The 16,226-nt window shown below is 32.2% G+C and carries 8 protein-coding genes and 2 pseudogenes; 2 read left to right on the forward strand and 8 right to left on the reverse strand.

Annotated features, from left to right (window positions below; all coding sequences use genetic code 11):
* Positions 1-194: 194 nt before the first annotated feature.
* The 3 genes and pseudogenes from ACFX4E_RS14860 to ACFX4E_RS14870 form a co-directional block, all read right to left on the reverse strand.
* Positions 195-986 (reverse strand): amidohydrolase family protein, encoded by a 792-nt coding sequence (locus tag ACFX4E_RS14860; protein ID WP_377259106.1) that lies wholly within the window; start codon positions 984-986, stop codon positions 195-197.
* The gene (locus tag ACFX4E_RS14865; RefSeq protein ID WP_377238598.1) at positions 976-1,383 is read right to left on the reverse strand and encodes a carboxymuconolactone decarboxylase family protein; all 408 of its coding nucleotides are present in this window, start codon (positions 1,381-1,383) and stop codon (positions 976-978) included. The genes ACFX4E_RS14860 and ACFX4E_RS14865 overlap by 11 nt, the downstream gene beginning before the upstream one ends.
* Positions 1,383-2,609, reverse strand: a pseudogene (locus ACFX4E_RS14870) (MFS transporter). Before ACFX4E_RS14870 ends, ACFX4E_RS14865 begins: the two are co-directional and overlap by 1 nt.
* 104 nt (positions 2,610-2,713) lie before the next feature.
* Here ACFX4E_RS14870 and ACFX4E_RS14875 point away from each other — a divergent pair.
* Positions 2,714-3,547, forward strand: a complete 834-nt coding sequence (locus tag ACFX4E_RS14875) for a helix-turn-helix transcriptional regulator (protein ID WP_377238599.1) — start codon at positions 2,714-2,716, stop codon at positions 3,545-3,547.
* Positions 3,548-3,853: 306 nt separating this feature from the next.
* Here ACFX4E_RS14875 and ACFX4E_RS14880 read toward each other — a convergent pair whose 3' ends face one another.
* Positions 3,854-4,138: a GTPase gene (locus ACFX4E_RS14880; protein WP_377238600.1), complete on the reverse strand. Its 285-nt coding sequence runs from the start codon at positions 4,136-4,138 to the stop codon at positions 3,854-3,856.
* Positions 4,139-4,427: 289 nt separating this feature from the next.
* Positions 4,428-6,767: a P-loop NTPase fold protein gene (locus tag ACFX4E_RS14885; RefSeq protein WP_377579764.1), complete on the reverse strand. Its 2,340-nt coding sequence runs from the start codon at positions 6,765-6,767 to the stop codon at positions 4,428-4,430.
* A gap of 71 nt (positions 6,768-6,838) precedes the next feature.
* On the opposite strand from ACFX4E_RS14885, the pseudogene ACFX4E_RS14890 reads away from it, so the two are divergent.
* Positions 6,839-8,779 (forward strand): annotated as a pseudogene (locus tag ACFX4E_RS14890) (type I restriction endonuclease subunit R); the annotation flags it as partial.
* Positions 8,780-9,308: 529 nt separating this feature from the next.
* Here ACFX4E_RS14890 and ACFX4E_RS14895 read toward each other — a convergent pair.
* The 3 genes from ACFX4E_RS14895 to ACFX4E_RS14905 form a co-directional block, all read right to left on the reverse strand.
* The gene (locus ACFX4E_RS14895; protein WP_377238603.1) at positions 9,309-10,580 is read right to left on the reverse strand and encodes an MBL fold metallo-hydrolase; all 1,272 of its coding nucleotides are present in this window, start codon (positions 10,578-10,580) and stop codon (positions 9,309-9,311) included.
* A 254-nt stretch (positions 10,581-10,834) separates the two neighbouring features.
* A complete protein-coding gene (locus ACFX4E_RS14900; protein ID WP_377238604.1) occupies positions 10,835-12,742 on the reverse strand; it encodes a DNA/RNA helicase domain-containing protein in 1,908 nt (635 codons plus the stop codon).
* 492 nt (positions 12,743-13,234) lie between these two features.
* The gene (locus ACFX4E_RS14905) at positions 13,235-16,030 is read right to left on the reverse strand and encodes a restriction endonuclease (RefSeq protein WP_377238605.1); all 2,796 of its coding nucleotides are present in this window, start codon (positions 16,028-16,030) and stop codon (positions 13,235-13,237) included.
* Between the last annotated feature and the right edge of the window lie 196 nt (positions 16,031-16,226).

Genomic DNA, 16,226 nt, shown 5'->3' on the forward strand with positions numbered 1-16,226 from the left:
GGAGGACTACAGAATATGATATATTTTAAACGGAATTCATCATATGTAGTGATAAAACGTAATTCTAGTTGTTCAATCTTGTTTAAAAGGCAGCCAAACAGAGGGCTGCCTTTTTTTATTTCAAAGCAGAAAATAATTTTAAAATTCACTGCTAGTTATCCCATACAACATAACATCAAACAAAAACGCTGAATTTATATATGTAACAGATTTGAGATATTTCCACCCAACACTCTATCTGCAACTTCTCCGCTAGATGTATGACGCTTAACAGCCTGTAAATTTAAATATGGATCTCCATATGGAAAATCTGAACTAAATAACGTTCTTTCAGGTATCTCTTTTATAGCCAAAGACAAGGCATATGTTGTATAAAATGCAGATATATCTAAGTAAGCATTTTTAGTGTCTTTTATCATTTCTATCGTTTGTAGCCAATGAATTCCTCCCATATGCCCGTATATAACCGGCACATTTTCATATTTTTGAGTGAGAAGAAATAACTCTTGAATATCCTTTAAGTTCAAAGGATGAAAAGTATGTACCCAAATCGGCAAAGACATATAGTCACTTGCTGCTTTAAATACAGGTTCTAACAATGGAATTTGACCTGTACCAAGAGTAAATTCTCCGAGACCTTTCATCTTTTGCTCTTTGACAAGTTTCTCTATCCAGTCATTTAGAGTTACATCACCCGGAGAATAAGAAAGAGGAACTGAACCAAACCCTGCAAACCGATTTGGGTGCTGCTTAATCGCACCGCTTACTTCTTCTAGCGCATTTAAGCGTGCTTGTACGGGATTTACCTCGTTATTTAGAATTTGATTTAGTTTGTTCATTTCCGTGGTAAATTCTTTAACATTGCTGCTTTTTTCTGGATGAACAAGAGTAGAAAACAATACGGTTTTATCTATTCCACTGTCATCCATCATTTTAATATGTTTCTCTATAGGTAAAGCCACATGTGCATGACTATCAATAATCATTTTGTTTCTCCTTTTCATTTCTTTCGTAAAAGACTTCATTAGCAACTGTCAAAATTATATTTAAAGCTACAGGAAATCCAGCATAAATAACCATCTGTAACATTGCTTCTAAAATTTCTTCCTGTGTCCACCCAACATTCAACGCCCCGTTTATATAAAATTTCAGCTGTTCCGTATTACCTAATGCAGTTAGGCCAGCCACTGCAGCAAGAAGGCGTGACTTTAAGTCTAAACCTGGTCTCGAGAAAATTTGTCCGTAATTAAACTCTACAGCTAGCATTCCTAAATCAGGGAGAGCTGACTGTTCAAAGCCTGCCATTATATCCTCATAATTCTCTGGATCAATCTTAGCTAATATATCTAATCCTCGTTGAAAGTTATCTGTATGTGTTCTCATTACATATTACTTCCTTTCTTATTCATTAAATTTCCTATTGTTTTTTTAGGAATTTTCATGGGAATTAAAGAACAAAAGCTAATGGCTATCACCAGTATGGCTATGGCACAGACTCCATACCACTGCCACTTACTCCATGCAAGTAAACCCACATAAGATCCTAGGGACCCGCCTAAAAATGTGGAAACCATATATAATCCATTTAATCGACTTCTTTTCTCTTCTCCTAATTGGAAAATAGTAAACTGACAGGCAACTTGGTTCGCTTGAGTCCCTACCGTTATAAGGAGAGCTCCTAAAATTAATCCAGGTAACTAGTACCCTCCCCGTATAAGACCTATAAAAGCAAGTAAAGATATGGACATACACAAAAGACTTGCAAACTTTGCCCCTTTTATATCAATTAAACGTCCGATAATCGGCGTGGCAAATGCTCCCGTTATCCCGACTAACCCTATTACCCCCACCATGTCACTTCCATAGAAATAGGGATGTGTATGTAATAAAAAGACAAGCGTGGTCCAAAATGTGCTAAAAGAAGCAAACATCATTCCCTGACTTACACATGCTTGTTGCAGGGTTCTTTCTTTTATAAATAACGGACCTAACGACATGAGCAAATGTTTATAACTGGTCGCATTTCCTCCTTTACTTCTTGGAAAATAGACGTAAACTAACAAAATCAAAAAAAGTGTAGCCGCAGCAGACGTCCAATACACCATTCGCCAGACGAAATGAACATCAATAAAACCACTAGCAAGCCGAGCGCCTAAAATACCACAAACTAATCCAATGGCGACATTCCCTAAAACTTTTCCTCTATTATGATCTGAAGCGATATTTGCAGCCAGCGGAACAATAATTTGAGGAACAACCGTTACCATCCCTAAAGCTAAGCTTGTAACCATCAGCCACGTTTTGTTGATAGATAAAGCGTTCAAAGCGAGAACAATACATATAACGAATAATAAAAACAAAATCAATTTTTTTCGTTCAAAGATGTCTCCTAACGGTACTATCAAAAGATTTCCTAGTGCATATCCAATTTGAGCTAAAGTAGCTATAATGCCTATGCTGGCTGCAGAAACATGAAAACTGGCGGACATGCTTACTAAAAGAGTTTGGTTCAAGTAGACGTTAGCCACTGTAAATCCGCAAACTGTAACCATTAAAAGAACTAATCCTTTTGATATATCAGACGTCTTTTCGCTATCTTTTACTCTCATCTATTTCACCTCCCTTACCTAGATCATAAAATAAGGATTATAATGGTAATAGGAGTCTAGTTATACTAGTAGTAAAAGTACTACCTACACAAAGGAGTAAAATCATGGTAAGCGATAAAGAAAGAAGAAAAGAACTAGGGGATTTTCTAAAGATAAGACGAGAGCGATTGTCTCCAAAAGATTTTAACTTGCCTATTGGACCAAGGAGAAGAGCCAAAGGATTACGCAGAGAAGAAGTGTCTCAACTAGCAGGAGTCGGTATAACTTGGTATACGTGGCTGGAACAAGGACGGGATATACAAGTATCTTCTGAAGTATTAGAAGCCATATCCCGTATTTTTAAATTAAATAAAGAGGAAATGGAGCATTTATTTTTACTAGGCAATCAGCCGCTTCCATCTGAGACCGTGCAGAATGAAAGAGAAAATATAGATCGTGTTGTAAAAAATCTATTAAACCAATTAGGTCATTGCCCTGCTTATGTAACAGACGAAAAACTTAATATTGTAGACTGGAATAAAGCTGCTGTGAAGGTATTTGGGAACTTTAATGAAATGGACGAGCTAAACCGCAATGCAGTGTGGCGCTGCTTCACTTCCCAAGAATATCAAAACCTTTTTCAGAATTGGGAAGATCATGCCCAACGACTAATTGCCCAATTCCGCCTAGCTTACACACGTTTCGTCGGGGATGAGTGGTTTAAAACCATGATTAGTGAACTTAGCGAGAAAAGCCCTCAGTTTTACAAGTGGTGGTCTAATCATGAAGTTTTAGGTACACCGTGTGGAAAAAAGACCATTATTCATCCTGTGGCAGGAAAAATGATTATGGATCATATTACGCTCCAAGTTTATGATGCGCCCGAATTAAAAGTGACTGTTTATCAGCCTTGTCGGGAGAATGAGACAGAAGAGAAGATGAAGCGGTTATTGGGGTAATAGTAGTAGTGTATATATTCATAGTGTTAATTACTAGAAACCCATGTACTGCTTATGAGTACATGGGCTTCTTCTTTTCAAGTTTACATAAGTTTGATTATCGGAACCCATTAGAATCTTTCCATTAGAAAAAGAAATATTAAATGTATCAAATAAGGATTTTTACATTAAGAGACCTTAATAAAAGGAAAATACATTATGAGTTGACAGATTCTTATATTTAATTTGGCGCAAAACAAAAAAAATTAGCTAGACTTAAGTTTTTTGTTTTTAAAGTTATTCTATTTAGTCATAGGCCTCGTTTGCCTATTGTTTTCTAAAGATTTTATTAAACTTAATGCAGTAGGGGGTTAGTAGGTGGTAGCGGAAAAATAGTGGAGTTTTAGTATTAGTTTCTTGAGAAACCTTTGCTACATCTTCCCAAACTAACCCATTAATTAACGATGATTTTCCTGCCCCTGGTCGTCTGAATAGAGCTATTTTCACTTGTATGATATTTAACTTTTCTAACTCCTCTTTTATCGCATCAATGGCTTCGTATATATTATTATCCTCCAACTTATTTACCCTTATGTCTAATAATTCTATCAAACTTTTCTTTCTCTAAATCTATCATTAATAGAAAGAGGAGTAATATAATTAATAAAACTTGCTCCAAGTATATAATTATGAACTTATATTTTATTGTTATTTATTCACTTATAGTAAAAATAAATTATTTTTATACTCTTCTTCGTTCCACATTGTCATCATGTAAGTGAGAAAAACATTCTACATAACTGATATGGATGAATATTCAGTACAAATGTTTCTTTAAGACGATACTTAATACTTACATTTAGTATGCTTTTTTCTGTTTATCAGGATATAAATTTCAGTTTTATTTATCAACTTTTGTTCCTGAAGCATCTGCCAAAGGTTTTCTGTTTACTGTAACTCTATTTTTGTTATGTATAAAATAATCTGTAAATTTTATATGATTCCTAACCTTTCTCTCCAAATCCGAACTAGTTAATATAGATTTATTGCTCTCTTGGTAATCCCTAATCTCAAGAAAGTCCATAATGAATTTTGCGAATTCCTCTTCGTACTTATTAAAGTCCTTAATATTATCACCTTTATTTAGCTTTTTGAGCAAAATTAGAGCATTTTTAAGCCGTTTAACTTTTCTTGGCTCTACTCTAGATCCATGTTTCAACAGGGTATTTTTAATTACTGCTATTTCTGCTTCTGTAAATGAGTTAAAGTCTTGCTCCGAATCATCTAGTTCATCAACTTCATCTAGTTCATCAACTTCATCTAGTTCATCAACTTCATCCAGTTCATCAACTTCATCCAGTTCAGAACCTTCTTTTGGCTTTTCTGATGAAGATAAATTATTATCTACATTCGGCTTGATATAATCTGTAAATAATTCTTCTATTAGTTCTGTATAATCAATTTCTTCTTCAAGATATAGTGATAAATCAAGGTATTTGTCCATGAATTCCTTACCTAGTTTGAAGTAATTCATTCGAGCGTCTTTCCCTTCGCCCTCTATGTAGTGTTTATAGTTATGGTAACTACTTGTTAATAATTGATTATCGCCTAACGATATTTCTTTCCCTATTATTAGAAAAAGTACATCGTGGTTAAATGAAAACATGAATGATATTCCTGATTGATTTTCTGAAGTTTGTTTCATTTTGTCCTTTCCGAGTCTCTTTCTATCTTTATGTCTTTCTTTCATAATTTGCTCAGTATTTAACCCTTTAAACAATTGGATTAGTTCTATTACATCTGGTAATAGATCTTTATGCATTCGGTCCAACTCATCTAAAACTAGTAATATCTTTAATTTCTTTTTCTTCTTAGATTTATTTATTAAAGTTATAAGTTGTCTGTACTCGCTACGACTTTGCACAAAACTGTTATTCTCATTCCTTTTATCAAGTAACAGGACATTTTGTTTAAATATTGAGACTCCCATTTTAATTAATGTAACAAGTAAAGTAACTATAGTTGTAATTATAGTTATAAGTGCTGCTCCTTCCTTATAGTCATCTGGCATTAGTGTTTTTGGTATTTTCGGAAATGAAGAAAATTCGTACATATAATAAGCCAATAAAATTCCTGGTATTATTATGTATCCAAAGGCTAGCCACCCTTTACTTTTGAACCATTTCCATAAATTAAAACAAAAATATTTCATTTTAAATGAAAAAAGGCCGAAAAAGTTAAAACTAAAAACTTGCTTTAACTTTTTTTCGGAAAGAGCATTTAAAACCTGTTTTAAGATAGCTATCCATAGCTTGTCTTTTCTATCAAATAGCGAACAATCAAACTTACACACTATATACTCAGTTGTATCAGAATGTTCGTTCTTTATACGATCCATTAACATTTGCACAACAGAGCTTTTTCCCATTCCCCACCTTGCAAATATTCCAAAGTAAAAAGGTGATGAATTATTCTCAGTGTATTCAATAAAAAAATTGCTAAGTTCTTCAATTAAAGTTTTACGTCCCAGTAAATCTTTTACAGACACCTCATCATTTACGCCACCTTTTCCGTTAGGATTAGAAGTGCTTATACTAGGATGTTTTTGACCAGCTACTATATTTAACAAATATGTCATATAGGATGTTTTTAGGGAAAAGGCCCTTCTCGTAGCCAAATTATTTGAGAATGGTTGCGGCATCACCTTATCGTCCCGAGGGCTTCTAGTTCTCGCCGTAAGAAATTTTGTCTTAATTTCTGTAAGTTTATCTGCTTCACCATTAATTACTTTTTCCCTTATTATTTCAAAATCATTTTTCAAAAGCTCTTCGTCTTGTGATAAGTCATATAACTGATAATACTTGACTTTCATATCAGCATAAGCCCTATCGTTATTATGTTCATACCAAATAATTAGTAGCTTCTTTGGTAGAGTTTTATTAAACTCAAATACCTCATCGACAATGTCAAAATAGTTTAATTGTTTTAGAAATAATGTTTCTCTGGCTGCTAGTTCCCCATTTTTCTGTCTTCTAAAAGACACTACCTTAAGGTTAATCCCCAGTTTATTAAAACTAGATTCAGCTTCACTAACACTATTATAACCATAAAAGCCTGCAACTACTTTTTGCAAACGAATTACTGACCTTTTGCCTATTATGTTAGACTTATCTATTTCACGAAAAGTTTTTCCTAATATATCTTCAGTATATTTCAATAATTGTGTTTCAGATTTAAACATTGTAACTTTACCCACCTAATATAAATAATCACTCATTTTCATTAATATTCCTATTACTATTATAGCTCACATTGTTCTATTTTGTATTTGTAAAGAAGGACGACATTTTGGATGCCGATGGCGAGACGATTGGCGAACGTAAGATGCTTATTTTCCCACGTTTCCATCAACTAGATGTCGTACGAAAGCTTGAAAAAGATGTAAAGACAACGTCAGTCGGTCAAAATTATCTCATTCAGCATAGTGCAGGTAGTGGGAAAACGAACTCAATCTCTTGGCTAGCGCATCGACTAGCAAAGCTCCATGATGAAGAAAACAATGTAGTGTTTAGCAGTGTAATCGTAATTACAGATCGTCGTGTATTAGATAAGCAATTGCAAGATGCTGTCTATCAACTAGAACATAAAGCTGGCATGGTAGAGCGAATTAATAAGGACTCTAGCCAGCTTGCACAGGCCATAACAGGAGAGACACGTATTATTATTACTACACTTCAAAAATTCCCATTCATTATGGAGAAGGTTTCTGATTTTTCACGTAAAAAGTATGCAGTCATTATTGATGAAGCACATTCATCCCAAGGTGGTAAAGCCTAGACTGCATTAACGAATATCTTATCAGATAAGACGTTAGAAGATGCCTATGATGAAGACCGTATTGCTGAGGAGAATATAAATAATTTAGATGAACAAATCGTTGAGACTATTATGAAAAGTGGAAAGCAAGATAACCTTTCCTTCTTCGCCTTTACCGCAACACCAAAGCCGAAAACGATTAAAAAGTTTGGAACGATAGGTACAGATGGAAAACCACATGCATTTCATGAATATACAATGCGTCAAGCAATTGAAGAAGGTTTTATTTTAGATGTGTTAAGTAATTACACAACCTACAAGACGTTTTATAAAATTGCAAAGCAGGTCGATAACGATCCCTTAGTTTCGCAAAAGCAAGCAACAAAAAAGTTAGCTCAACATGTGTCGCTACATCCACATAACATTGCACAAAAAACAGAAATTATTATTGAGCATTATCGTAATTTCACCCGTCATAAAATTGGTGGGCGTGTAAAAGCAATGGTTGTAACGGCAAGTCGTTTACATGCAGTACGTTATAAAATTGCATTTGATCAATATATAAACGAAAAGGGCTATGATGATTTAAAAACGGTTGTTGCCTTCTCTGGTATTGTGAAAGACGGTGAAATTCCTTACTCTGAGCCCGATATGAATGGTTTTAGTGAAAAGGAATTGCCCGATAAGTTCAATTCGGATGAGTATAAGGTATTGCTTGTGGCAGAAAAATATCAAACAGGATTTGATGAGCCACTATTGCACACGATGTACGTTGATAAGCCACTTAATGGTATTAAAGCTGTTCAAACACTATCCCGTTTAAATCGTACATGCCCAGGAAAAGATGATACATTTGTTCTTGATTTTGTGAATGACCCAGAAGATATTAAATCTTCTTTTCAACCTTATTATGAAACAACAGGTCTTGGAGAAGTCACAGATCCAAACATTTTATATGACTTACACGCAGAGCTGGGACCGTATCAAATCTTTACAGAGGAAGAAATACAAGCAGTAAATGAGTTAGAGATTAAAGGGGGATTCAAAAAGTCAACAAAGGCACAAGCAGAACTTAATGCATGCATTGACAAAGGAGTAGACCGTTTTAAGAAATTAAACGAGGAAGAAAAAGAAGCTTTTAAAGGTTCTACAACTAAGTTTGTTCGTACCTACGCATTCATTTTACAAATTGCGACATTCATTGATGTTGAATTACATAAACTGTATATCTATTTGAACTACTTATTACGTAAGCTACCCCGAAGTAATAAAGATAAAGATATACACATGGCTGATGATGTAGCACTTCAGTATTATCGTAACCAGAAAGTATTTGAGGGTAATATTGAACTAGAAAAAACAGACGGTGTAGATTTAAAGCCGACTTCATATGGCACAGGTGGTACAGTAAAGGGTGAGAAGGTTCGCCTATCTAATTTTTTTATTCACAAATTTGAGTTCAAATACACCACCTTTTTATTTTAAAATTTATATTAGAATCTATGTATTATCAACAGAGGTTTTTGATTAACTCAAAAAGGCCGATTGTCTGTAGAACATGGATATATGCAGAAATAAAAAAGAGCAAACTCCCTACCACTAAAGTTTGCTCTTTTCTTATTTAGATACCCGTCTTTATTCCATATCATTCTTTACAAAGTTTTGGAATAACCTGTTCTACAATTATAGTAGTTACCACTAGAATCCTTTTTCATTTAAATTACTTATCTAATTTATAGCCTGATTTTAATTATTTTGGCTCTAAAAGATATAAAAGAAAATACTTTTGAAAAATCATTAAAAAAGAAGCTTATTTCAATAAACCGCATGTGGTTCCATCTGTCAAATAGATGATTTGAAAATTCACTATTCTTTTTTTGCGGTTAATTTAAAATTCTCCTGCACCACCTTTGATTTTATTATGTAAAACCTTTATTATTACAGTAAAAATTTACTCAATAATAATTTACTTTTTAAATTTAAATTGGCAGCTACAATTCTTTTCTTTAATTATCCATTTCCCTTTTAACTCAGCTTCAATTAAATTTGCACCCTTTGCTATTATAGCCTTTCTCTTACGCTTAATATCCCAACTGTAACAATTTACGCAGTATTTTAACTTGCTCTGTATTCTTGGGAAATTATCCCCCATACTAATATGCCCACTATCTGTTCTAATCCAAATACCATTTGATTTAGTATCCTTTAAATATTTATCTATTCTTTCAAAAGCTTCGGAGTTATAAAATGAGCCATGATGAGGGGAAGTAATTAAAACATGAGAATCCGACTTTGAGCTTGGTATATAATTACAGGCACTAAAATCGGAATCAGAAGAGATTAAGAGTCTATCTTCCTTTGCCAAAAGTACGATACTCTCTTTATTCACCTTACTTAGTGCGTATTGGTATAGTGCTTTGTAATTTGTAAAAAAACCATTTAATTCTCTATGACATAATGGGGTAAGGACTTCAGAGCTTTTGTCAATTTTCCCTTGTATAAGCGTATTATCTTCAACAAATTCCCACCATCTTATCTTTTTCACGCCCCTAAGAAGGGCTAACAGAACAATTGTGATAATTTTACCGTAGTATTTTAATACCTTATCTTTTAAATTGAGTTTTATAAATCTAGTATCTAAATAAAACCTCCTTATATCTTTAAAGTTAAACAAAGCTTGTAATCTAATAACTTGGTTAACTTCCTCAAAGGTATTAAAATTTTCTAATGAAAAATTTCTGTATATAAAGAATTCATGAATATTAGGTTTGTGGTGGGAGCATAATTGTAATTTTTCTTTCTTTAAATTATCAATAGCTTCTGTTAAAACTGATATATTTTCCTCTTTTATTTTTCTTTGAGTGTCCTTAAGATATTTTCTAGGACTAAACTCTTGGTTATCATTTAATTCCTTTAATTCATTAGCCAAATCTTGTAGAAAAGTACCCTCTCCATTAAGAATTTTACTTAAGTTAGAAGTCCAAAGGGCTGGTAACCATAGTTCTTCACAAGTAAATCCCTCCTGAAAATAACTTATTATTCCATTTGCATGATCAGTATCTGTATGAGTACAAACAACTATTTTAATTTCTTTTTTTTTGAATTTTTTTTTATGGATTTGAGCAAATTTTTCATTTTCTCCACCATCTACAAGAAAGTAGCATTTCTCCTCTCCTTCCATCTTTTTTTCCAGGAGAAATGCATCACCTTGTACATTAAAAGTAGTTAATTTCGTCATTTAATTATTCTCCTTTATAGTGGATTAACATGTTATCCTGCCTACATAATTATTTTCTTTAATAGGCTCTACTACAACTTTTATATATTCAAGGTTATATTAAGAATATAAACGAGGCACGCCTAATGTGACGTGCCTAAATATTTTTATTCGGAAGAAATTCTACTTTCTAGAATTAAGTGTAGATGCGTCTAATGTATAGACTCTTCAAAGTTAAAATACGGATTGTTACATTATAAATATTAAGCCATAGGTTATATTAATTCTTTAACGCCTAGATCTTTAAAGAACTTGTAAGTATCCTTTAGTTTTTCATCCTTCGGAATATACAAAATTAGACTATCGCGCCCTCTAGTTAATAGTACTCTATAGATATTCCTTATAATTTTCTCCTTGTCTAGGAAATTCTCCAATTTTTCGCGAAATTTCCAATTCCCCTGTTCCTTCCAGTAGATAATAGTATCTCTTTTCCAACCGCCACCATTATAGTCATATCTAAAATCTCCTCCAAAATAAACTACAGATGTGTCTAATTCAAGACCCTGTACATCAAATTGGGTGACAAAACTATCTAATTTGGTACATTCTTTTGAAAACCATTCACCGTAATTTTTAATATCAACAATACCACCAGGGTTAATTCTATTCTTCATAGCTCTTTTAATATGTGATGATAAAATCAGACCATAAGAAGCTGTTGTTTTTGAATAAATATCTCGTAGATGCTTTTTACAAACTGATAGATCATTACAAATAAATATCGGAAATGTGTTCAATTTATTTATTTTCTCTAACACTTTCTTTGCTTCATCTATTTTATTATCTAAAACTGCATCGACCCATATTGGCAATAAGTTTGATTCGTGCCCCCTTAGGTAATTTGTAAGGTTAAGTTTTTCATCTTGCACAACATGCATTCCTATTAAAGGTTTAAATTTTTCCGGACAATAAATATTGATGTTAAAATTTGTTTTTATTAACATTTTATTAATTGCTTCTGTCCAGGTTAGAATCCCCCGTTCCTCTCCTTCATGTATTTCTTGTCCATCTCCAACAAGGCACACAAAGTTAATTAACTTGTTATTGTTTTGTACAGATTGTCTAGCTAAATTTAATAACACGTCAGCTTCTGATTTGTCACTTAACGAAAATTTCTTTGACATTTTTTTACTATCCCAAATTCTCTGAGACTCATCAAAGATAATAGTCTGATGATCAAGTTCTTTATAATTCACTTTATTATTAAATATTATATGGTTATCAATGTATTTATCTACGCGCTTTATTATTGATTTGCCATAGTCTATGGAATATCCACTCTTGCTATTACATACGCTATCAACTTGATGTTGTAGTACTTCAACTAGGGTTTTATTTCCTGAAAGGTATATACAATTATTTTTTTCTTTGATCAAATCACGCAGTAGCTTTAAGCCCACCAATGTTTTACCTGACCCAGGCGAACCAGATACAAAAAAGATATTTATCCCCCTATTGCTCTTATTAGTTAATACTTGTTCCTTTAAATAGTTCATAGTTTGCACAATATTTGATTTAGATTTCATAATTTCGGATAAATTCTCTTTTGTAAATATCTCTGTGACTGCACTAGTAATTGAGGGTATAGGCTCATATCTTGATTCTACCCATTCTAATACACCTTCCTTAGAAAGAGGGAGGTCAAGATTTTTTTCTAAGAAAGATGTAAAATTTCTATCATTTAAAATAGACTGTTCATTAACTAATGCAGATCTTCCCGTGAAAAGAAGGTAATCGATAATTTCAAGGTTCTTGTTCCAAGTTAATTTATGATAATTCTTAATATTCCTTGCGTAATGAGATAGTTGAGTAAAGTGCGCTGGTTTTGGTACAGAAGACATCTTATGCTCAATGATAAATAATTTTTTTTGGGTGGGTATAATAATATCGGGGCGTCGCCCATCATCCATTTTGTATTCAAGTATGATATAATGCTGCTTTAAATTTCCGCTTAGATTTTTCAAATGTTTGTGTAAGAAATTCAAACAATCAATCAATGAAATTTCATGCTCTCTTTCATACTTCAAATTATTTAAATGAATATAGTTTTCAACTTGATTCCTTATGTCGTCTATATCACTCTTTATAAGACTTTCAATAGTTCCACACCAACCGTAGTTCATTATTTTTCCTCCACTTAATAGAATAAAGTATTGATGAAAAGTCTGATATTTTTAGGTTTTAGCTCACCTCAATTACATTAATCCTTAATACATTGAAATTTCTCACGGAACTAAAGTACTACAATTATAACAGTTACTATTTTACTATTTTATAACTGTTTTGGATACAAAAAGTAGTTGTTATTTAATGTTCTGAATTTGTCATATTGAGCCAATGGATTTATCAATACTTCTTTTTGTATAGAATCTTGTTATGATGATAAGCATGGGGTATTAGGTATTTCTCCCTGAGTGATAAAAGTTGAAAAGATTGAATTCATACTCTATGAAAAGTCTGTATCGTAAAAAAACATTTTAATGATTTTGGTAGAAAGTAATATAGTAGACAAAAACCATCCTTTGTTCTAATGAACAAAGGATGGTTTTTTACATAATTGATAAATTTTTCATGATGCTTATTTTAATTAGTCTCTAACTATCTCTTTCTAGAACTTAGAGTACAGTTCCTGAAGTGTATAATTCAGTTATTTTTTGATTGAGTATATTTCGATCCCATAACATAATGTTAGAACTAATAGCTTGATTTTGTGCTTGTTTAGTAAAGTAGTGATTTGTCACGACCATACCCTTGTCTAAATTATAGTATGACACTCCGGCAATTGCCTCTTGAACAGCCTTATTAGGAACCTTATTACTATAACATTTAGCTTGTATACCTATGGAGGTACCCTTCTTCTTAGCAATTACGTCGATACCATAGTCTCCAGAGCTTTTTGTAATTTCGGTAGTGTAACCCATGCGAGTAAACAATTTAGCTATAAAGAATTCGAATTCATATCCATTCATTGTATCAATCATTTCAATCGTAACTTCTTGATTAGATGAACTATCATCTGAATATAGATATGCTTCAAATTCATCTAAATCATCCTGCTTGCCAATCTCATTAATTAAATCCCTAACATTTTGTACCATTTGGTGGTACGGATCTGGGTTATGCCTATGATAAGAATCGTAGTCGTATGAAACTTTATTTTGATTTAATAAAAAGAATGTAAAAGATATCATATCATCATCATTTTCTAGGTTGAAAAAATCTAATGCTCTACAGGCCATTAAACAATTCGAAAGTGTCATATCTTTTATGCTCTTAAAAGATTCTGCATTTTCCTTTAAAAATGTAGAAGATATATCAGCTACTATGACCTCTTTAACTATGTTTCGTATTTCATAATCAATTAAATAATTCTCACCTAATACATACCCTTTTTCCTTCAAAAAATTTGAGAGTGGGGAGATAGTTTCGTCAAAAGATTCTTCCCATTCGAACATCGATACTAATTCAGTAAGTCTATAATGATTCTTAATTTCCTTAATATAAAAACGTTGGATTAACTCAAAAGGTTTACCAGTATTTAGGGATTGTCTTATTTTTTTAAGTTCCTCTTTTTGAGTATTATCTAGTTCTGTTAAATATTCTTTGATACCTTGCTCAAATTCATCATTAGGTTCGTATTCTCTTTGTCCTATAAATACACTCTTCGAAGAGCCGTGATCAAATATGCGCAAAGAATGTTTCATTATTTCGGAATCAGTCGGTAACTGCTGCCAATCAACCACATGTGTAGATGGATTCCACTTTGAATATGAATGGCAATATAGTTTATCATCCACTAAAATGATGATACAACTATAGCTTTCTCTTAAATCCATTAATTTAAAGTGATTTTTATGCTGTGTCTCTAATTCATTAATCCAATTCATTATATTCTCTGGAATTGGCCCTTCCCTATTTTCTATTGGTTCTGGATTATCAATAACTTTGACATATATATCTTTATTAGTATGGATATACAAATCATATAAAACGTAAGGTTCCCAAGGGTATAGTATACGGGAAATGAGGTTATATTCTCTTGGGAAATATATAGCCAAGGTATCATCTTGAAGTATATGAACTTTGCTTGATTCTAGAGCTTCGCGGTCGCGCGAATTCCATATATTTGTACACACATTTTGAGTAACAACCTCCCAGAGCTTATCAAGATTATCTAAAGGAATAAATTCAATTGAATCTGTACTATTTACAAAGATGATTTCAACACTATTACCAGTCAAAGTATTTAGAGTAAAAGGAAGAAGATTATTAATATCGGTCTGTGACGATTTCCACCATTTTCTTAATGCGCCTATTTCATCTCCATGGCAGTCAATAAACAGCCTTCCATCTCGGAAAGTTCGCACTTTTATCATATCGAAATAATATTGCTTATTATTATGAATTAAAATTTGAACTAATGTATCATAAATCCTATTCCACATTAACTCGTTGTTTTCAAGAGAGACTTCTTCTATTTCCGTTATATTGGGGGAAATCTTGATGTCAGCAAACCCTCTTGTTCTCAAGGTATATTCTATTAATCTATTAATCAAAGGATTTTCAGTTAATTCAATATGCTCTGAATCATATCCAATGAATAGTGTATTATCTCTTACTGCTTTTAAATAAAGTGTATCGAAATTGTATTTATAATTAGATTCTAATTTAAAATCGTGTATTAAAAAATCCCAATTATCAATTAAGTCTATTAGCAATGGGATAAACTCACCATCAATTAATGATTCATTTTGTTCAAGGTACTCTACTCTCTGTTCTAATTCCTTATAATCCTGAATCTGTTGCTTCCGTTCTCTTTCTGCTAGGAATTCTGTTTCTCCGTCCAACATATGTTTTGCTAGCAATTGAAATACTTGTTCTATTTCTGATACATTTCTTTCTAGATCACAATTAAGGTCACCTTTATTATAAAATGTTATAGAAATAGCGTGAGAATATAGATCTTGATTCCTTTCTTTTATCTTTAAAGATAAGTTAGGGACATTAGATGTGAGCTTTTGCTTAAATTCTGCCAGAATTTCTTCTACATTTTGATCTCTTGCTAGAAGATATAATTCATCATTACTCCATAAAATAACAGATTCAGAACCAAAATCTATACCTATCTCTTCTATTTCACTAAAATTTATTTGATAAATTTCGCTATGCTTATGGATGTTTGAGTGAGCATATTTATTTTTTTGATTACTCTCATAAATACCAATTTTTCTTTTTTTCTCGTCTACAAAAAGAACTTGATTCAGAGGGGCATTAATATACTGATAATTGAAACTAAAATCAGCAAACTTTTCTTTTGCATTACTCATAACTTCATCTTTTCTAATTTCATATTTTGATCTTTTAGGTTCTTTATTTGATACTTTTTGCTTTCTATTGAAAAAATTCCACACAATTAATCACACCTTTAAACAATAATAAGAACCAATGTATGAAGCCAGTGGAGTTAGTGGAGTTAGTATAGTTAATAAGTCTATATATCCATATAATAGGTCTTATTGTTTAGTTATTTTATTCATCATATCACGAGAAATAGTTAAATATTACAACTTTTATCTATAGCTAAAAAGATTTTTTTGAACCTTTTAA

This window comes from Priestia sp. YIM B13491, assembly GCF_042787605.1.
In the GTDB taxonomy this organism is placed as follows: Bacteria; Bacillota; Bacilli; order Bacillales; family Bacillaceae_H; genus Priestia; species Priestia megaterium_E.